Annotated in this window: 20 protein-coding genes and 1 riboswitch; of the genes, 15 read left to right on the top strand and 5 right to left on the bottom strand. The window is 74.0% G+C overall.

The features are described 5' to 3' along the window. Positions 1-29: 29 nt before the first annotated feature. From narH to E1291_RS18890, 4 genes are read left to right on the top strand one after another with little or no spacing between them, the layout of a single operon-like run. Complete coding sequence (gene narH / locus E1291_RS18905; RefSeq protein ID WP_131739151.1) at positions 30-1,667, top strand: nitrate reductase subunit beta; 1,638 nt, start codon at positions 30-32, stop codon at positions 1,665-1,667. Then, the gene (gene narJ / locus E1291_RS18900; protein WP_131739150.1) at positions 1,664-2,254 is read left to right on the top strand and encodes a nitrate reductase molybdenum cofactor assembly chaperone; all 591 of its coding nucleotides are present in this window, start codon (positions 1,664-1,666) and stop codon (positions 2,252-2,254) included. The genes narH and narJ overlap by 4 nt, the downstream gene beginning before the upstream one ends. After that, a complete protein-coding gene (gene narI / locus E1291_RS18895; RefSeq protein ID WP_131739149.1) occupies positions 2,251-2,967 on the top strand; it encodes a respiratory nitrate reductase subunit gamma in 717 nt (238 codons plus the stop codon). The genes narJ and narI overlap by 4 nt, the downstream gene beginning before the upstream one ends. After that, the gene (locus tag E1291_RS18890; protein ID WP_131739148.1) at positions 2,964-4,256 is read left to right on the top strand and encodes a sensor histidine kinase; all 1,293 of its coding nucleotides are present in this window, start codon (positions 2,964-2,966) and stop codon (positions 4,254-4,256) included. The genes narI and E1291_RS18890 overlap by 4 nt, the downstream gene beginning before the upstream one ends. On the opposite strand, the gene E1291_RS18885 is transcribed toward E1291_RS18890, so the two are convergent. Then, positions 4,238-4,924, bottom strand: coding sequence for a response regulator transcription factor (locus tag E1291_RS18885; RefSeq protein WP_131739147.1), 687 nt, complete (start codon positions 4,922-4,924; stop codon positions 4,238-4,240). The genes E1291_RS18890 and E1291_RS18885 overlap by 19 nt on opposite strands. 166 nt (positions 4,925-5,090) lie before the next feature. On the opposite strand from E1291_RS18885, the gene E1291_RS18880 reads away from it, so the two are divergent. The 5 genes from E1291_RS18880 (at position 5,091) to E1291_RS18860 (ending at position 8,922) form a co-directional block, all read left to right on the top strand. Further along, on the top strand, positions 5,091-5,945 hold the full coding sequence (locus E1291_RS18880; RefSeq protein WP_131739146.1) for a universal stress protein: 855 nt from the start codon (positions 5,091-5,093) through the stop codon (positions 5,943-5,945). A 109-nt stretch (positions 5,946-6,054) separates the two neighbouring features. After that, on the top strand, positions 6,055-6,390 hold the full coding sequence (locus E1291_RS18875) for a nuclear transport factor 2 family protein (protein ID WP_131739145.1): 336 nt from the start codon (positions 6,055-6,057) through the stop codon (positions 6,388-6,390). A 322-nt stretch (positions 6,391-6,712) separates the two neighbouring features. After that, complete coding sequence (locus tag E1291_RS18870) at positions 6,713-7,885, top strand: nitrate/nitrite transporter (RefSeq protein WP_242614235.1); 1,173 nt, start codon at positions 6,713-6,715, stop codon at positions 7,883-7,885. A 102-nt stretch (positions 7,886-7,987) separates the two neighbouring features. Continuing rightward, positions 7,988-8,398 carry a rhodanese-like domain-containing protein gene (locus E1291_RS18865; protein ID WP_131739143.1) on the top strand — a complete coding sequence of 137 codons (411 nt, stop codon included), beginning with the start codon at positions 7,988-7,990 and terminating at the stop codon, positions 8,396-8,398. Further along, positions 8,395-8,922 (top strand): NADPH-dependent FMN reductase, encoded by a 528-nt coding sequence (locus E1291_RS18860; protein WP_131739142.1) that lies wholly within the window; start codon positions 8,395-8,397, stop codon positions 8,920-8,922. Before E1291_RS18865 ends, E1291_RS18860 begins: the two co-directional genes overlap by 4 nt. Before the next feature lie 171 nt (positions 8,923-9,093). On the opposite strand, the gene E1291_RS18855 is transcribed toward E1291_RS18860, so the two are convergent. Then, positions 9,094-9,600, bottom strand: coding sequence for a flavin reductase family protein (locus E1291_RS18855; RefSeq protein ID WP_131739141.1), 507 nt, complete (start codon positions 9,598-9,600; stop codon positions 9,094-9,096). Positions 9,601-10,037: 437 nt separating this feature from the next. Further along, positions 10,038-10,152: riboswitch (SAM riboswitch) on the top strand. A 182-nt stretch (positions 10,153-10,334) separates the two neighbouring features. Between E1291_RS18855 and E1291_RS18850 the strand changes: the two genes are divergently transcribed. From E1291_RS18850 to E1291_RS18825, 6 genes are all read left to right on the top strand, one after another. Continuing rightward, a complete protein-coding gene (locus E1291_RS18850; protein WP_131739140.1) occupies positions 10,335-11,693 on the top strand; it encodes an NtaA/DmoA family FMN-dependent monooxygenase in 1,359 nt (452 codons plus the stop codon). Next, entirely contained in the window at positions 11,690-12,880 is a 1,191-nt protein-coding gene (locus E1291_RS18845; protein ID WP_131739139.1) for an LLM class flavin-dependent oxidoreductase, read from the top strand. The genes E1291_RS18850 and E1291_RS18845 overlap by 4 nt, the downstream gene beginning before the upstream one ends. Next, a complete protein-coding gene (locus tag E1291_RS18840) occupies positions 12,877-13,365 on the top strand; it encodes a GNAT family N-acetyltransferase (RefSeq protein ID WP_131739138.1) in 489 nt (162 codons plus the stop codon). The genes E1291_RS18845 and E1291_RS18840 overlap by 4 nt, the downstream gene beginning before the upstream one ends. Continuing rightward, a complete protein-coding gene (locus E1291_RS18835) occupies positions 13,362-14,414 on the top strand; it encodes an LLM class flavin-dependent oxidoreductase (RefSeq protein ID WP_131739137.1) in 1,053 nt (350 codons plus the stop codon). Before E1291_RS18840 ends, E1291_RS18835 begins: the two co-directional genes overlap by 4 nt. Beyond that, complete coding sequence (locus tag E1291_RS18830) at positions 14,411-15,577, top strand: MsnO8 family LLM class oxidoreductase (RefSeq protein WP_131739136.1); 1,167 nt, start codon at positions 14,411-14,413, stop codon at positions 15,575-15,577. Before E1291_RS18835 ends, E1291_RS18830 begins: the two co-directional genes overlap by 4 nt. A 237-nt stretch (positions 15,578-15,814) precedes the next feature. Next, positions 15,815-16,306, top strand: coding sequence for a metallophosphoesterase family protein (locus E1291_RS18825; RefSeq protein WP_131739135.1), 492 nt, complete (start codon positions 15,815-15,817; stop codon positions 16,304-16,306). Between the two features lie 122 nt (positions 16,307-16,428). Here the strand turns inward: E1291_RS18825 and E1291_RS18820 are convergent, their stop codons facing one another. The 3 genes from E1291_RS18820 to E1291_RS18810 form a co-directional block, all read right to left on the bottom strand. Next, entirely contained in the window at positions 16,429-17,268 is an 840-nt protein-coding gene (locus E1291_RS18820) for a patatin-like phospholipase family protein (protein ID WP_131739134.1), read from the bottom strand. 73 nt (positions 17,269-17,341) lie between these two features. Then, a complete protein-coding gene (locus E1291_RS18815) occupies positions 17,342-17,827 on the bottom strand; it encodes a DUF2752 domain-containing protein (protein WP_165495181.1) in 486 nt (161 codons plus the stop codon). Further along, positions 17,824-18,129, bottom strand: a complete 306-nt coding sequence (locus tag E1291_RS18810) for a CD225/dispanin family protein (protein WP_207400807.1) — start codon at positions 18,127-18,129, stop codon at positions 17,824-17,826. The genes E1291_RS18815 and E1291_RS18810 overlap by 4 nt, the downstream gene beginning before the upstream one ends. Positions 18,130-18,687 lie beyond the last annotated feature (558 nt).

Below are 18,687 nucleotides of genomic sequence, written 5' to 3'. Positions count from 1 at the left end.
CCCCCCGCGGCCGCGCGCCCCGTCGCGTCATGGCGCAGATCGCGATGGTCATGAACCTCGACAAGTGCATCGGCTGCCATACCTGCTCCGTCACCTGCAAGCAGACGTGGACGAACCGGTCCGGCACCGAGTACGCGTGGTTCAACAACGTGGAGACCCGGCCGGGCCAGGGGTACCCGCGCGGCTACGAGGACCAGGACCGCTGGAAGGGCGGCTGGGAGCTGCGCGGCGGCCGGCTGGTGCCGCGCGCCGGCGGGCGGGTCCGCCGCTTCGCCCGGCTGTTCGCCAACCCGGAGCTGCCGCGGCTCGACGACTACTACGAGCCCTGGACCTACGACTACGAGAACCTGATCGGCGCCCCGCTGGGCGACGACCTCCCCACCGCCCCGCCCCGGTCCCTGATCGACGGCGAGCCCACCGCGATCACCTGGGGGCCCAACTGGGACGACGACCTCGGCGGCGGACCCGAGCACCTGGCGGGCGACCCGCTGCTGCGCAAGGTCGGCGACGACGTCCGGCTGGAGTACGAGCAGGCGTTCATGTTCTACCTGCCGCGCATCTGCGAGCACTGCCTCAACCCGTCCTGCGTCGCCTCGTGCCCGTCGGGCGCGATGTACAAGCGGATCGAGGACGGGATCGTCCTGGTCGACCAGGACCGCTGCCGCGGCTGGCGGATGTGCGTGACCGGCTGCCCGTACAAGAAGGTCTACTTCAACCACCAGACGGGCAAGGCCGAGAAGTGCACCCTGTGCTATCCGCGGCTGGAGGCGGGGGAGCCGACCGTCTGCTCCGAGACGTGCGTGGGACGCCTCCGGTACCTCGGGGTGATCCTCTACGACCCGGACCTGGTCGGCGAGGCGGCGTCGGTGCCCGACGAGAAGGACCTCTACCCGGCGCAGCTCGGCTGCTTCCTGGATCCGCACGACCCGGCGGTGGCCGAGGCGGCGGAGGCGAGCGGCGTCCCGCACGACTGGGTCGAGGCGGCGCGCCGGTCGCCCGTCCACGCGCTGATCAGCCGCTACCGGGTCGCGCTCCCGCTGCACCCCGAGTACCGGACGATGCCGATGGTCTGGTACGTCCCGCCGCTGTCGCCGATCGTGGACGCGCTGGCCGGCACGGGCCACGACGGTGAGGACGCCGGCAATCTCTTCGGCGCCATCGAGAGCCTGCGGATCCCCGTCTCCTACCTCGCCGAGCTGTTCACCGCGGGCGACCCGGAGCCGGTGACCGCCGCGCTGCGGCGCCTCGCGGCGATGCGCGCGCACATGCGCCGGGTGAACCTGGGCGAGGCGGAGGACCCGGAGATCGCGCGGAGCGCCGGCATGGACGCGCACGGCATCGAGGAGATGTACCGGCTGCTGGCGCTCGCCAAGTACGACGAGCGCTACGTGATCCCCACCGCCTACGACGCCCGGACGGTGGAGCACGCGGCGCTGGAGGGGTGCAGCCTCGATGGCGCGGGCGGCCCCGGGATGCTGGAGCCGGCGTTCCCACCCGGCGGCGCGCCCCCGGACGGGGAGTCCTTCCACGCCCCGCTCGCCCGTCCGGGGGCGCGGGCCGTCGCCGACCGGCTCCGCGGCCGGGTCAACCTGCTCAACTGGAACGGCCGGGGCCGCCCGGCCGGGCTGTTCCCCGCGACCCCCGCGACCCCCGAGGACGAACGGTGATCGAGCCGATCATCTGGCAGTCGGCGTCGCTGCTGCTGGACTACCCGGGGCCCGGCTGGCCGCGGACGCTGTCGCTGGTGGCCGAGTCGCTGGCCGGCGCGGAGAGCCCGGCGGCCGGCGCGCTGCGCCGGTTCGCCGAGCGGGAGCGCGCGACGCCGCCGCTGGAGCGCGAGGAGCGCTACGTCGTCACGTTCGACCGCAGCCGCCGCCGCACCCTGTTCATGACCTATTACACCGACGGCGACACACGCAACCGCGGCGCCGCCCTCGCCGCGATCAAAGCCGGGTACCGGGCCGAGGGGTGGGCGCCGGACGCCGCCGAGCTGCCCGACTTCCTGCCGCTCATGCTGGAGTTCGCCGCCCGGTGCCCGGTACCCGGGCTGTCGTTGCTGGCTCGGCACCGCCCCGGCGCCGAGCTGCTGCGGCTGGCCCTGCACGACCACAACAGCGTCTACGCGCCCGTCCTGGACGCGGTCTGCGCGACGCTGCCCGAGGCGGGCGCGGCCGACCGCCGCGCCCTCCGCACGCTCGCCCGGACCGGCCCGCCGGTCGAGACGGTGGGCAGGACGGAAGGGGTTCCCCGGTGAAACACCTGCAGATCGCCGTCTGGGGCGTCCTGCCCTACATCGTCCTGGTGCTCTTCGTCGCCGGGACGGCCTGGCGGTACCGCTACGACCGCTTCGGCGTGACGACCCGGTCCAGCCAGATGCACGAGAGCCGGCTGCTGAGCATCGGCAGCCCGATGTTCCACGTCGGCCTGCTGTTCGTCATCGGCGGGCACATCGTCGGCCTGCTCGTCCCCGAGGCGGTGACCGAGCGGCTGCACGCCTCGGAGTCGCTGTACCGGCTGAACGCGCTGGTCGTCGGTGGCGCGGCGGGCCTGGCGGCGGTCACCGGGCTGGCCATCCTGCTGTGGCGGCGGGTGCGGGAGGGCGCGGTGCGGGCCGCCACCCGCCGCGACGACCGGCTGCTCTATCCCGTGCTCGCCGGGGCGCTGGTCGCCGGGCTGGCGGCCACCCTGGTCGAGCCGCTGACCGGCGACTACGACTACCGGCTGGGCGTCTCGGTGTGGTTCAGGAGCCTGTTCGAGCTGGATCCGAACGTCCCGGCGATGGCGCACGCGCCGCTGCTGTTCCAGGCGCACACCCTCTTCGGCATGGCCCTGTTCACTCTCTGGCCGTTCAGCCGCCTGGTGCACGCGTTCGCGGCGCCGCTGGGCTACGCGGTCCGCCCCTACATCGTCTACCGGTCGCGCGGCGCGGGCGCGGGCCCCGCCGGCATCGTCCGGGACCGGCCGTGAGGCGGACCCGGGGGCGGGCTCCGCTGCGCCGCTCGGTGCTCCTGGCGAACATCGGCGTCGCGGTGCTGGCGCTGCTGCTCGCGGACGTCCCGCTGGCCGTCACCACCCAGCGCCTCTACCGCGACGAGGCGATCATCCGCCTGGAGCGGCAGGCCAACGGCATGCTGGGCTCGGACGCGTCCGCGCGCGACGCGCCCTCGGGGCTGAAGGTCGGGTTCTACGGCTCCGGCGGGCGCCGCTTCGCCGGGACGGGCCCGAGCCGCTCGGCCGTCGCCGCCGCCGCGCGGTCCGGGCGGGCCGGGGACGCGGTGGAGGACGGCCAGCTCGTCGTGTCGGCGCCGCTGCCCGCCGACCGCACCCTGCGCGTCGGCACGTCCTATGCCGCCATCTCGCATCGCGCCGAGCGGGCGTGGGCGCTCATCGGCGCCGCGGCGCTGCTCCTGCTGCTGGTCGCGCTGCTGGCGGCGCGGCGGGTCGCGGCGCTGGCGACCCGCCCGCTGGCCCAGTTCGGCGTGGCCGCGCGCCGGTTCGGGGAGGGCGACTTCGCCGCCCCGGTCCTGGACGGCGGCCCGCGCGAGGCGCACCTGGCCGCGGCGGCGCTCGCCGACGCGGGCCGCCGCCTCAGCGCGCTGTTCGCGCGGGAACGGGCCTTCAGCGCCGATGTCGCCCACCAGCTCCGCACCCCCGTCACCGCGGTCATGCTCGGGCTGGAGGCCGCGCTGCACCGTCCGCGCGCCGATCTCGCCACCGCGGTGCGGACGGCCGTGCGGCGGACCCGGCGTCTCGCCGTGACCATCGACGACCTGCTGCGGCTCGCCCGTGACCAGCAGACCCGCGAGCTCATCGACGTCCACCGGCTGGTGGAGGACGCGTGGGGACGGTGGCTGCCGCGGGCGGCGTCCGCCGGGCGCCGGCTCACCGTCCGGGTCCCGGGCCGCTCGCCGGAGGTCCGCGCCGCGCCCGCCGCGCTGCACCAGATCCTCGACGTCCTACTCGACAACGCCCTCGTCCACGGCGCGGGCGAGGTCGTCATCACGGTCCGGGAGCGCGGGCTCGCCGTGGCGGTGGAGGTCGCCGACCACGGCACCGGGCCGCCGGGAGCGGTGGACGTCTTCGCCCGGCGACCTCCCGGGCCGTACGGCGGGAGGCACGGGATCGGGCTCGCGCTCGCGCGTTCGCTCGCGGAGGCGGAGGGCGGGCGGCTGGCGGCCGCCCGGCACCCGCCCGCCGCGTTCACGCTGTTCCTGCCGAAGGCGGGGGCGGCGGCGAACTACGGCTCGGCGATGTAGCGGTACCCGCGGCCCCGCACCGCGGAGATCCGGCCGGCCGAGCCGTCCCCGGCCTCGAGCCGGCGCCGCAGCCCCGACACGTGCACGTCGAGGGTCTTGGCGTCGCCGAACCAGTCCGGGCCCCAGACCTCGCGCATCAGCCGTTCGCGCGGCACGACGTCCCCGGCGCGGGACACCAGCGCGAGCAGCAGGTCGAACTCGCGGGGCCGCAGGAGGAGCTCGGCGCCGGCGAGGTGGGCCCGCCGGGCGGCCGGTTCGAGCCGCAGCGCGCCGACCACGATCGGGTCCGCGCCGTGGTGCGCGTGGCGGCGCAGCTGCGCCCGCACCCGCGCCAGCAGCTCGTTCAGGCCGAACGGCTTGGTCACGTAGTCGTCGGCGCCCGCGTCCAGCGCGATCACGACCTCGACCTCCCGCGCCCGCGCGGTGACCACCACGATCGGGGTCCGCGGCAGCACGTGGCGCAGCCGCCCGCACAGCCCGACGCCGTCCATGTCGGGCAGCCCGAGATCCAGGAAGATCAGCTCCGGTGGACGGCCGGCGACCGCGCTCATCGCCTCACTCGCCGTGACCGCCAGGGACGCACGGTAGCCGTGGTCGTTCAGCGCCCCGACCAGTTCGGCGCCGACGTCCGGATCGTCCTCCACGACCAGTAACCGCGCACCGCCCACTCCGTCATCGTAAGCCGTCAGGGCCCGGTTCCTTGCCCGCGGGTGCCCGTTCCACGGCTCCGCCGACGGGTCCGAGGCCAAGGTTTTACGGATTCGGGGGCATGAACGGGGTGATAGTGAAGGGGTGCCCCCCGGGCGGAGATGGAGTGCGGGGGAGGAGGCCGCGATGAGCGCGAAGGGGCCGCAGTCGGTCCTGGTCGGCTACGACGGGTCCGAGGAGAACGACGCCGCGTTGCGGTGGGCGGTCGAGGAGGCCGGGCTGCGCGAGCGTCCGCTCGTGATGTGCCACTGCTGGCACTGGCCCTATCCCGACGGCCATATCGATCCGGAGGTCGAGATGGTCGTCAGGCGGGTGGGGGAGAACCTGCTGGAGCACGGCGCGTCCCGCGCCCGCGAACTGGACGCGGGGGTGACCGTCCGCACCCGGCTGATGAGCGGGCCCGTCCAGGAGGCGCTGCTGCACGAGGCGCGGGAGTCGGAGATGATCGTGGTCGGCTCGCACGAGCCCGGCCGGGGCCCCGTGCGGCCGTCGGTGCTGCGGCTGGCGGCCCGTGCCCGCCGCCCGGTGGTCGTCGCCCGGGACGGCGGCGGCGGGGACCGCCCGGTCGTCGCGGGCGTGGACGGCTCGGCGGGCGGCGACGCCGCCCTCGGCTTCGCGTTCGAGGAGGCGGCGCTGCGCGGCCTTCCGCTGCGCGCGGTGTACGGCTGCTGGGAGCCGGGGGCCGTGGACGAGGCGGAACTCGCGCTGTTCTCCGACCGGGAGCGGCTGGAGCGGACCCGCGCGGCCATGCTGGAGCGGGTCATCGGCCCCTGGTCGGGCAAGTACCCGGAGGTGAAGGTCGAGACGGTGCTGCGGCTGGAGCGTCCGCGGGAGGTGCTGCTGGAGGAGGCGGAGGCCGCCGGCCTGCTGGTGGTCGGGGACCGCGGCGCCCGGGGGATCGACCCGCTGCTGCTGGGCGCGACCAGTTCGGCGATGCTCCACCACGCCCCGTGCACCGTCGTGATCGTCCCCCCGTCCTGACGGCCGCCGCGCCGGCGCACCGATGAGTTCCCGTCGCCGGCGGAGTCGGTCCCCGAGAGGCGTCTCGCTTTTCCGGCGGGCCGCGCCGAGCGGGAACAAAGGAGAGCGCATGCCGAACACCGATGTGGTCCGGGCCTGTCTGGAGAGCTACATGGCGCAGGACAGGGCCGCCGCCGAGCGCCTGATCGCCCCCGGCTTCGTGTTCACCAGCCCGCAGGACGACCGCATCGACCGGGCCGCCTTCTTCGAGCGCTGCTTCCCGACGGCGGACCGGTTCCGCTCGCAGGAGATCCTCTCGTGCGTCCCGGCGGCGGGAGACGGCGTCTTCCTGCTGTACGAGTACGAACTGGAGTCCGGTGCCCGGTACCGCAACGTCGAGCTCAGCACCGTCAGGGACGGGCAGATCACCGAGACCCAGGTCTTCTTCGGAGGGCGCGTCGGCTGACCGGACCGCTTGAGGGGACTCGCCGGGGGACGTCCGCCGGGAAGACCGGTCCCGGGGCGGGTGGTGCCGCCTGCGAACCGTTTCCGTTTCGGGACCAAGGTCCCTGGCCGAGCTATGCCGCGCACCGGAAGATGGGGTCACCGGGACGATCCGGTCGAGCGCCACGGTGACACGCCCGGCGCTGAGAAGTGAGCGCGGCGTCAGTGACCGGGAGTGACGATGGTGACGCGTGGAGTGCGGTCCGATGACTGAGACGCGGGAGGCGCGGGGGCCGGGCAGGGTGGCCCAACGCGGGCGGGAGCCCGAAGGCAGGCCCCGATTAATGCTCGCGATGGCGACCCTCGGGTTCGCCATGAACTTCTGGGCGTGGGCCCTGCTGAGTCCGCTCGGCCCCCAGTTCAAGGACTCCCTGCATCTGACCTCGTTCGAGCAGGCGCTGCTGGTGGCCGTTCCGGTCGTGGTGGGCTCGCTGGGGCGGATCCCGGTGGGCGCGCTGACCGACCGGTTCGGCGGGCGGGTGATGTTCCCGGTGGTGTCGGCGGTGACGATCGTGCCCGTCCTGTACCTCGGGCTGGCGGGCCACTCGTCGCTGGAGGCGCTGCTGGCCGGCGGGTTCTTCCTCGGCGTGGCCGGCACGGCGTTCGCGGTCGGGGTGCCGTTCGTCAACGCGTGGTTCCCGCCGCGGCGGCGCGGGCTGGCGATCGGCGTGTTCGGCATGGGCATGGGCGGCACCGCCATCAGCGCCCTGACGACGGTGCGGCTGGAGGACGCGGGCGGGATGGCGTTCCCGTTCGTGCTGACGGCGGTGCTGCTCGCGGTGTACGCGGTCGCGGCGTTACTGGTGCTGCGGGAGGCTCCGGGCCGCTCCGCCCCGTCCGAGCCGCTGGGGCGGCGGCTGGCGCGGACGGCGCGGCTGGGCGTCACCTGGCAGACGTCGGCGCTGTACGCGGTCGTGTTCGGCGGGTACGTGGCGTTCTCCGTGTACTTGCCCACCTACTTGAAGAACCAGTACGGGCTCGGCCAGATGGACGCGGCGAACCGGATGGCCGGGTTCGTGCTGCTCGCGGTGCTGGCACGGCCGCTGGGGGGCTGGCTGTCGGACCGGGTCGGCGCCGTGCGGGTGCTGTTCGGGGTCCTGGCCGCGGTGACGGCGGCGGCGTCCGTGCAGGCGTTCGCGCCGCCGCTGATGCCGGTCGGCACGCTGGCCTTCCTCTCCATGGCGACCGCGCTCGGCGCGGGGAGCGGCGCGACGTTCGCTCTGGTGGCGGCGCTCGCCCCGGCGTCCAAGGTCGGTGCGGTCACCGGTGTCGTCGGCGCGGCCGGCGGGCTCGGCGGGTTCGTGCCGCCGCTGGTCATGGGATCGATCTACGAGGCCTACGACTCCTATGCCCTCGGGCTGGCGCTGTTCGGCCTGGTCGCGGCGGTCGCCGCGGCCTTCACCGCGACGGTCGTGCGCGGGGTCGCCGGGCGCCGCTCTCCCAGCGGGCCGACCTGATCGGGCGCCGCGCCACCGGTGCGACGCGGGGCGCGGGTGAGCCGGCAGGGATGGAAACAATTCAGATTGACTTAGTATGGAATCGGGTGCCATGCTGGCCTCATGCCTCGGTCCATCGATGAGATCCTCGCCGCCGCGCGGGCCCGGCTGCACCGCCTGGACCCCGTCCGGGCGCACGCCGAGACACTGGACGGCGCGCTCCTGGTCGACATCCGCCCCGCCGCCCAGCGCGCGGACGAGGGCGAGGTGCCCGGCGCGCTGATCGTGGAGCGCAACGTCCTGGAATGGCGCTTCGACCCGTCCTCGGACGCCCGGCTGCCCCAGGCGACCGGCCACGACGTGCGGGTGATCGTGCTCTGTTCGGAGGGCTACACCTCCAGCCTGGCCGCCGCCGCGCTGCAGGACCTGGGGCTGACCCGGGCCACCGACGTCGACGGCGGCTTCCGGGCGTGGCGCGCCGCGGGGCTGCCCGCCACCGGCGGCGCCCCGGTCGCGGCGGGAGGCGCCCGATGAGCGGCGTCGTCGTGCTGGTGGGCAACCCGCGCGCGCAGTCGCGCACGCTCCAGGTGGCGCTGCGGGCCGCCGAGGCGGTCGCCGCGCGGGCCGGGCTCACGGTGCCCGCCTCCGCCGTCGACCTGTCGGTTCTGGCGCCGGACCTGTTCGGCGCCGTCCCCTCGGCCGCGTTCCAGGAGGCTCTGGACGCGGTCGTCGGCGCGGACGTCCTGCTCGTGGCCAGTCCCACCTACAAGGGGACCTACACGGGCCTGCTGAAGGCGTTCCTCGACCGGCTTCCCGGCGGGTCCCTGGCGTCCACGGTGGCGCTGCCCCTGCTGGTGATGGGCGACCCCAAGCACGCGCTGGCCGTCGAGGTGCACCTGCGGCCCCTCCTGGTCGAACTGGGCGCCACCGTCCCGACGCCGGGCCTGGCGCTCCTGGAGGCGCAGATCCCCGACGCCGAGGCGGTCCTCGGCGCCTGGGCCGACCGCCTCGAACCGCAACTGGCCGCCGCCCTCGCCGCCGGCGCCGCCGCCTCCTAGAAGACCTGCGTCTCAGGGCGCCTCGTCCCAGGGCGCCAGGTTCGGCCGGGACGCTCGTGACGAAGCCCGCACCGTTGAGAAACGGTGCGGGCTTCGTGCGTTCCCAAGAGGTTCGGGCGTCCCCACGGGGGTGTGGCCGGGACGCCCTCACGCCGTCTTCGGGCGCCGCCTTCAGCGGTGGGGAAGGAAGCGGCCGAACAGCCCGCGGTGGTAGAGCAGCGGCCGCTCACCGTCGATCACGTCGGCGCGGGTGACCAGGCCGACGACCAGGATGTGGTCGCCGATGTCCACGGTGGAGTGGGGGACGCAGGACAGGTGCGCGCCCGCGCCGTCCAGCAGCGGGCTGCCGTGCTCGTCCGGGCGCCACGAGGTGGGCGGCGCGAACCGGTCGACGCCGCGCCGGGCGAAGCGCGTCGCGAGGTCCGCCTGGTCCCCGGCGAGGATGTTGACGGCGAACCGGGTCGCGGTCCGCAGCGAGGGCCAGGTGGTGGAGGAACGGTCCACATAGAAGGAGACCAGGGGCGGGGTGAGGCTGACCGAGGAGAAGGACGTGGCGGTGAGCCCTGCGGGCTCCCCGTTCGACTCCGCGGTGATGACGACGACGCCGGCGGCGTGCAGGGCGAGGGCCTGGCGGAACCTGGCGGGGTCCAGCGCCTGGTTCGGCAGGATCTCGGTCATGGGCGCGCTCCGGGGGTGACGGGCCGCCCCTGAAGGGGCGGCACCGGGTGAAAACGGGTGAACAGGACAAGGTGTCAGTCCCGATGCAAACATGGGGCCTGTCCGAAAGTCAATAATCTCTACCAGTTTACTTGGGAATGTGAACGACGGCACTGAGGCGCAGGTCTTCCGGCCCCCCGCCGCCCGTCCGAGCCGGGCTTCCGCAGCGTGCGGGCCGATGACCTCGTCCGGCTCGATCCGCACGGGCGCGAGGGCGACGCGCCCGCCGTCGCGGGAGTGCCGGTCCGGTTCGTCCCATCACCCAGCCGCCGGACGCTCGGGATCGCCGGTGACGGCCACCGGCTCCCAGGGGTGCGGCGGAGCGTCGGAGAATACCAATCGAACGAGAAGGAAAAGGATGGTTGACTCCTAAATCTAGTTTTCCTACCCTAAAAGTAGGTAATGCGTGCCGACCGGAAGCCCCGGCTGTACCGGCCGGCAACCCTCGCTCCCGCGCAAGGCGCCCCCCTGGGGGACGACCTGGCGGCGCGACGGGCGCCGCAAGCGCGGGACCCGCAGGGGTTCCCTGAGGCGAGGGCCGCTTCGGCGCGCCCCGAGAGAGGCACGCCCCATGACCCGGCCGTGTGCTCGGCACCGACACCGGCCGCCATCCCGCGACTGCCCTCCGGCGAGCCTCCCGGCGAGCCGCCGACCGTCCCGGCCGACCTTCTCACCAAGTTGAAGGAGCCTTCGTAGTGCCCGTCAAGCAGATCCATCTAGCGGCCCATTTCCCGGGCGTCAACAACACCACCGTCTGGTCCGACCCCCGCTCGGCCAGCCAGATCGACTTCGCGTCGTTCGAGCACCTCGCCAGGACCGCCGAGCGCGGCAAGTTCGACTTCTTCTTCCTCGCCGAGGGCCTGCGGCTGCGCGAACTGAAGGGCCGCATCCACGACCTGGACGTGGCGGGGCGGCCCGAGTCGCTGACGGTCCTGTCCGCGCTGGCCGCCGTCACCACCCGCCTCGGCCTCGCCGCCACCGTCAACTCGACGTTCAACGAGCCCTACGACGTGGCGCGCCGGCTCGCCACCCTCGACCACCTCAGCGAGGGCCGCGCGGCCTGGAACGTCGTCACCAGCTACGACGCCTTCACCGGCGAGAACTTCCGGCGCGGCGGCTTCCTCGACGAGGCGGACCGCTATACCCGCGCGGCCGAGTTCCTGCACACCGCCCGCGAGCTGTGGGACTCCTGGGCGGACGAGGACGTGCTCGCCGACGCCGAGGCGGGAGAGTTCGTCCGCCCCGGCGCGGGCGCGTTCGCCCACCACGGCCGCGAGTTCGACATCACCGGCCGCTTCACCACCCCGCGCGGCCCGCAGGGCCACCCGGTCATCATCCAGGCGGGCGACTCCGACGAGGGCCGCGAGTTCGCCGCCGCCGACGCCGACGTGATCTTCAGCAGGCACGGCACCCTCGACGAGGGCCGCGCCTTCTACAAGGACGTCAAGAGCCGCCTGGCCCGGTACGGGCGGCGGCCGGACGAGCTGAAGATCCTGCCCGCGGTCACCTACGTCCTCGGCGACACCGACGAGGACGCGGCCGAGCGCGCCCTGGAGATCCGCCGCGCGCAGGTCAGCCCGCAGAACGCCATCGCCTACCTGGAGGGCTTCTGGGGGCGGGACCTGTCGGCCTACGATCCCGACGGCCCGCTGCCCGACGTCGAACCCGACCTCGGCGAGGGCGTCTCCAAGGGCCGCGCGCAGTTCCGCGGCGACCGCGGTGAGGTCGTCCGCCGGTGGCGGGCCCTCGCCGCCGAGCGCGGCCTCAGCATCCGCGAGCTCGTCGTCGAGGCCACCGGGCGGCAGACGTTCATCGGTACCCCCCGGACCGTCGCCGATCGCATCGACGAGTTCGTGCAGACCGACGCGGCCGACGGGTTCATCTTCGTCCCGCACCTGACCCCCGGCGGCCTGGACGACCTGGTCGACCACGTCGTGCCCCTCCTCCAGGAGAAGGGCGTGTTCCGCACCGACTACAGCGGCCCGACGCTGCGCGACCACCTCGGTCTCACCGCGCCGCGCGTCCGCCGTGCCCCCGAGGAGGCCGCGTCGTGACCCACCTGCATCTCGCCGTCGCGCTGGACGGCGCCGGCTGGCACCCCGCCGCCTGGCGCGACCCGTCCGTCCGGCCGGGCGGCCTGTTCGGCGCCCGGCACTGGACCGGCCTGGCCGCCGAGGCCGAGCGCGGGCTGCTCGACTTCCTCACGATCGAGGACGCCTTCGGCCTCCAGTCGTCCCGGCCGGGCGAGCCCGACGACCGCACCGACCAGGTCCGCGGCAGGCTCGACGCCGTGCTGCTGGCCGCGCGGATCGCGCCCGCGACCTCGCACATCGGGCTCGTCCCGACGGCGGGCACGACGCACAACGAGCCGTTCCACGTCGCGATCGGGATCGCCTCGCTCGACTACGCCAGCCACGGCCGGGCGGGCTGGCGGCCCCAGGTCGCCGCGCGCGCCGCCGACGCCGCCCACTTCGGCCGCCGCGTGCTGCCGCCGCTGGACGCGCTGCGCGGCCCGCGCGGCCGCGAGCTGGTCGCCGAGCTGTTCGGCGAGGCCGCCGACGCCGTCGAGGTCGTCCGCCGGCTGTGGGACAGCTGGGAGGACGACGCGGAGATCAGGGACGCCGCGACCGGCCGGTTCCTGGACCGCGACAAGCTCCACTACATCGACTTCGAGGGCCCGCACTTCAGCGTCCGCGGCCCGTCCATCACCCCGCGCCCGCCACAGGGACAGCCCCTGGTCGCGGCGCTGGCGCACGACGTCGTCCCGTACGAGTTCGCGGCGCGCGGCGCGGACGTCGTGTTCATCACCCCGCACTCGCGCGCCGACGCGGTGACCGTCGTCGCGCAGGTCCGCGAGGCCGAGCGCACGGTCGGCCGGACCGGCGAGCCGCTGAAGGTCTTCGCCGACCTCGTGGTGTTCGCCGACGCCGCGCCCGGCGCGGCGGCGGCCCGCAAGGCCCGCCTGGACGATCTGGACGGCGCGGTGCTCGTCTCCGACGCCGACATCTTCACCGGCACGCCCGAGGAGCTGGCGGACCTGCTGCTGGACTGGCGGCAGGCGGGCCTGGACGGCTTCCGCCTGCGCCCCGGCGTGCTGCCGGCGGACCTGGTGACGATCAGCCGGGACCTCGTCCCGATCCTGCAACGGCGTGAGGCGTTCCGCACCGTCTACGACACGTCGACGCTGCGCGGGCACCTCGGCCTCGCACGCCCGGTCAACCGCTACTCGGCGGCTCGATGACGAGCCGGGCCCGGCAGCGGGTCGACGTGCGGGAGACCCACTGGGACGCCCCGGAGGCCGTCGCGCTGCGCGAAGCCATGGAGAACGAGATGCGGGAGCGCTACGCCGACCGGCTGGAGGCGGTGCTCGCCGTCGCCGCCCCCGGCGCCATGGAGATCGAGGCGGAGGACGTCGCCTACGTGGGCGTCGCCTATGCCGGCGGCGTCCCGGCCGGGCACGCCGCCCTCCGCCGCCTCGGCCCGGACCTGGAGCTGAAACGGATGTACGTCGCGCCCGCCCATCGCGGGACGGGCGTGTCGACGGCGCTGCTCGCCGCCGCCGAGGACGCGGCCCGCGCGCGCGGCGCGGCCCGGCTCGTCCTGCAGACCGGCGACCGCCAGCCCGACGCCGTCCGCCTGTACGAGCGGGAGGGCTACGAGCACATCCCCATCCTGGAGCCCTACGCCTGGCTCTCCTTCTCGATCTGCATGGAGAAGGTCCTGTGAAGTTCCTGGCCATCACCCTCGTCGTCCACGCGCCCGACCCGCGCGGCGTGCTGAAGCCGGTCACCGAGCGGTTCCGCGAGGTCGTCGAGGGCGCGGTGCTCGCCGAGCGGCTCGGTTTCGACGGGTTCGGCGTGGGGGAGCGGCACGAGCGCCCGTTCCTGTCGTCCTCGCCGCCCGTCCTGCTGAGCCACATCGCGGCGCGCACGTCCACGATCCGGCTGTTCACGGCCGTCACCACGCTGAGCCTGCTCGACCCCGTCCGCGCCTACGAGGACTACGCGACCCTCGACCACCTGTCCGGCGGGCGGCTCGAACTGATGATCGGCAAGGGCAACGGGACCGCGCAGGCCGAGCTGTTCCACGTCACCACCGACGACCAATGGGACCGCAACCGGGAGGGCTACGAGCTGTTCCGGCGGCTGTGGCGCGAGGACACCATCACCTGGGAGGGCCGCTACCGGCCCTCGCTGGCCGAGGCCGAGGTGCTGCCGCGGCCGCTGCAGCGGCCCGTCCGGGTCTGGCACGGCAGCGCCACCAGCAAGGAGTCGGTGGAACTCGCCGCCCGGTACGGCGACCCGCTGTTCTCCGCCAACGTCACCAACCCCGTCGAACCCTACGCCGAGCTCGTCGCCCACTACCGGGAACGGTGGGAGCACCACGGCCACGACCCCGCCGACGCCCTCGTCGGCGCCGGCACCGCGGGCCTGTACGTCGCGAAGAACTCCCAGGACGCCGTCGACGCCTACCGGCCGGTGTTCGAGGCGCGCCGGGAGCTGTTCCGGCGCAACGGCATCCCGCTGGTCTTCCATTCCCTGGAGGACGCCATCGAGCGCAGCTCAGCGCTGATCGGCAGCCCGCAGCAGGTCATCGACAAGGTCCACCGTTACCACGAGCGCCTGGGCCACGAGGTGATGCACGTCCAGGCCGATCCCGACGGGCTCCCCGAGCCGCTGCACCGCGCCTCCCTGGAGCTGTTCCAAAGCGACGTCGCGCCCGTCCTGCGCACCGAGATCCCCAGCCGTCCGTTCCCCACCCGGAGTCGCTCATGATCCCCCTGTCCGTCCTCGACCTCGCGCCCGTCCCGTCCGGCGGCACCGTCGCGGACGCGCTGCGCAACACCCTGGACCTCGCCCGGCGGGTGGACGAGCTGGGGTACCGGCGCTACTGGCTCGCCGAGCACCACCTCGCCCCCGGCGTGGCGAGCGCGGCCCCCCAGATCCTCATCGCCGCCGTCGCCGCCGCGACCTCCCGCATCCGCGTCGGCTCCGGCGCCGTGCAGACGGGGCACTGGACGCCGCTGTCGATCGTCGAGCAGTTCGGCACCATCGACGCGCTGCACCCGGGCCGCATCGACCTCGGTCTCGGCCGTTCCGGGCAGCGCCGCGCCGAGGCCGCGCGCCTCGGCGCCCAGCCCGCGCCGCCCAAGCGCGAGGCCAAGGTCGTGGACGGCCTGCTGCTGCCCGCGCCGTTCGACGCGAGGCAACTGGCCCGCCTCCCCGCCATCGGAGTGCACAACGAGCTGCTCCAGCAGCCGGGCGCCGAGAGCCCGGACTTCGCCGCGGTGGTCGACGACATCGCCGCCCTCCTGAACGGCTCCTACCGCTCCTCCCAGGGTCACGAGGCCCACGCCACACCTGGTGAGCACGCGGACCTCCAGCTCTGGATCCTCGGCAGCAGCGGCGGGCAGAGCGCCCAGGTCGCGGGCGAGCGCGGCCTGCCGTTCGCCGCGAACTACCACGTCGCCCCGACCAACGTGCTGGAGGCCGTCACCGCCTACCGCAAGGCGTTCGTCCCGTCCGCGATCCTGGACGAGCCGTACGTCGTCGTCTCCGCCGACGTGGTCGTGGCGCCGACCGACGAGGAGGCCCGCGAGCTCGCCTCCCCCTACCCCCTGTGGGTGCACAGCATCCGCTCGCGGCTGGCCGCCATCCCGTTCCCCACCCCGGCGGACGCGGCCACGCACCACTGGCGGCCCGAGGACTGGGACCTGGTCGCCGACCGCGTCGACACCCAGTTCGTCGGCTCCCCGGCCACGGTCGTGGCGAGCCTGGAGACGCTCCAGCGCGTCACCGGCGCCGACGAGCTGCTGATCACCAGCATCACGCACGATCACGCGGATCGGGTCCGCGGTTACGCCCTGCTCGCCGGCGAGTGGGCGCGGGCGGGCGGCGAGGGAGAACGGCCGGACTCCTCGGCCGGTGCAAGGGAGTGATCTTCTCCTCAGAGTCCGGCCGTCCCCCTGGCCCCCTCGCGACGCCGGTCGCGCGGGCGGCCGGGGGCACGGCCGCGGCCGCGGCGGGCTGCGAGGGACCCTGAGCGTAACTCCGCAGGTCAGTGCGGGTAAATGACTGTGCGCTTACAGTTCTTTCCCACGGGTGTCCAGGCCGCGTCGTGGCAAAATCACCCGGCCGCGCGGCACCCTCCCGAGGGCGTGCGCGAGAATGGGCGGGTGAGAGCAGTGGTCGTCTCCGACACCCACGCGCCCCGGCACTGGAAGACGTGCCCGCCACGAGTCGCCGAGCACCTGCGGAACGCCGACGTCATCCTGCACGCCGGTGACGTGTGCGTGGCCCCCGTCCTGGACGAGCTCGCCGAGTACGCGCCCGTCCACGCCGTCCTCGGGAACAACGACGGCCCGGACGTCGCGGAGTGGGGCGCCCCCGAGCGCCTGGAACTCGACCTCGGCGGCCTCGCGGTCGCGATGGTCCACAACAGCGGCCGGACCGCCGGACGGACGGCGCGGATGCGGAGCTGGTTCCCGGCCGCCGATCTGGTCGTGTTCGGCCACTCGCACATCCCGCTGGACGAGACCGGCGACGGGATCCGGATCTTCAACCCGGGGTCGCCCACCGACCGCCGCAGCCAGCCGCACGGCACTCTCGGGCTGCTCGACATCCACGACGGGCGCCTCGCGGGCGCACGCATCGTCGCGGTGACCTAGCGCCGGCCGATGGCGCACGTCCGGCCATCGCCGTGCGTGCCGCACGGATGGCGAGGCGCCCGCGGAGCCCATGGCGACGCCCGAAGGCGCGCGGCCTCCGGGCTCAGCGGGAGGGCTCCGGTTCAGGCCCAGAGCGAGGCGATGCGCTCGGCGGCGGCCTGTCCCTGAGCGAACCCGGCCCCGGCCGACGGCGTCCGCGTCGCGGGGTCCAGCGGGTCGGTACCGAACGCCGCCAGCGACGCCTCGTCCGGCCGGATCACCTCGATCCGGCCGCCGTCGCGCTCCAGCTCGGCGGCCTCCGCGGCCAGGGCGGGGTCCTCCATCGGGGAGACGGCCACCACCCGCCCGAATCCGGCCGCGAGGTGAAGATTGTTCGCCGAATGCACCCCGCCGTCCACGTATCGGATCCCGCCGATCGTGACCGCCGGCCAGATCATCGGGACCGCGCAGCTCGCCGCGACCGCGTCCACGAGCCCGGCGCCGCCCGTACGGTCGAACACCCGGAGCTCGCCGGTCAGCGCGTTCACCGCCGTGACCCGCAGGTCCCGGTCCGGCCACGCGTGGACCGGCAGCCGCCCCTCGATCACCGAGCGGCGCGCCGCCTCCGGCACCGTCCGCGCCGCCAGCGCCCGCGCGCCGATCGCCCGCCGCAGCTCGGCGGGATCGGTGTGCTCTCCGGCGAGGCGCATCAAGATCTGCATGACCTCGGCGACCGTGATGCCCTCCGGTACCAGCTCCCGGTTCTGCAGGGCCGGGTCGACCTGGCGCGCGAACAGCTCCTTGAGCGGGAGCCCGGAACCGACCTGCGCCGCGACCGCCGCGCCCGCCGAGGTCCCGACCAGCACGTCCGCGCCGGTCACGTCCGCTCCGGCGTCGGCCAGCCCGGCGAGGACACCCGTCGTCCAGGCGATCCCCGCGACCCCGCCGCCGCCCAGAACCAGGGCGCGTCCTTCAACGCTCATCGTCGTCCTCCATCGTCGGTCCTGTGAGCACGTCCCGGCGCCCTTCCATTCCCGCCTTGAGCGAAGCCGGTGGTCAGGCGGCGAGTCCGGAGCCGAAGGGCAGGTTCCGCAGCAGCCAGAACAGCACGATGCCGGTGAACAGTGCCCAGATCAGCCGAGGGTCACCCGGTTTCGTCCGTGTCGGACGGTCGCGCGCGCGGGCGGCGGTCCACCGCACCCAGAAGAACGCGAGGACCGGAAGCATCGACACGGCGAAGACATTGAGCCCCAGCGCCTCCCGCGGCCGGCCGTGGGCCAGGGCATGGATCATGCGCAGCGAACCGCACCCCGGGCACTGCAGGCCGGTGAGCGCGAGGAACGGGCACGTCGGATAGTGGCCGTGCTGGTTGGGATCGACCACCGCCACGTAGGAGACGACCGAAACCGCCAGGACCAGTACCCCGGCAGGGGCGAGCAGCCGAGCCGCCGCGCCGCGACCGCCGCGCCGGCGTCCCGGCCCGCTCGCGGGCCGGGACGGTCCGCCCGGCCGAAGCCGAGCGGACCCATGGTCGTGCGTCATGTAGTGGAGGAGCTGCTCGCGATGACGAGCACGAACAGGAGGTAGATCACGACGAGCACCGCGGTGACGGCGGCCGAGACGATCGCCCAGATCCGCGCGTTCCTCGACGCGCTGATCGCGCCCGCGTGGTCCCCGGACATCCACTTCGAGTTGACCTGCGCGGCGAACACGATGGAGACGATGCCCGCGGGCAGGCAGCAGAAGATCGTCGTGAGGATCGCCCAGACGAGGTGGGTGGGGGGAGGCGGCGCACCGCCGTAGCCGCCGTAGCCGCCTGGGCTCGTGGGCGGGTAGTAGCCCATGTGTGTACCTCCATGAAGCGGGCTGGGTCCTACATGTAGACGGTCAGTCAGCATGCCCGGTTCGCGCTGAACAGGTAAGACCTTGTCGACGTGGCCACTGTCGCACCCGAACGGTGGAGCCGTCCGGGTCGCCGATTTGACGTGGCCGCGATGACCCCGTAAGTTAACCCCTCGTCCCCACACGGATGCAGGACGCCCGCAGCGGTGGCCGGCCGAAGGGGAACCCACTCTCGACTCAGCCGACACGGCTTCGCCGTGCCCGCCGTGCCGTGATGGGATCGGAAAAGGCTCGATTTTGACAATCGAGCCGGATCTGATGAAATGGCTTCACCGCCCGGAAGGGCCGCGCAAGCGGACCGGAAGGGCGTATCGGAAAAGACCGGGAAATTGACAGCCCGGACGGATCTGATAAAGTAAAAGAGTCGCCCCGGGGCGGGAAACGCGAAAGCGAGTCCAGCACGGTGGGTGTCCGTTTCTTGAGAACTCAACAGCGTGTTAAAAGCCAGTGCCTTTATCGATCTGGCCGGTTTGTTCGGCCGGGTCGCCCCGTGGCCATCG

Origin of the sequence: Actinomadura roseirufa, assembly GCF_900659635.1 — a bacterium.
Taxonomy (GTDB): domain Bacteria; phylum Actinomycetota; class Actinomycetes; order Streptosporangiales; family Streptosporangiaceae; genus Spirillospora; species Spirillospora roseirufa.
Note: the sequence above shows the minus strand (reverse complement) of the source record. Positions and strands in the feature narration are given on the sequence as shown.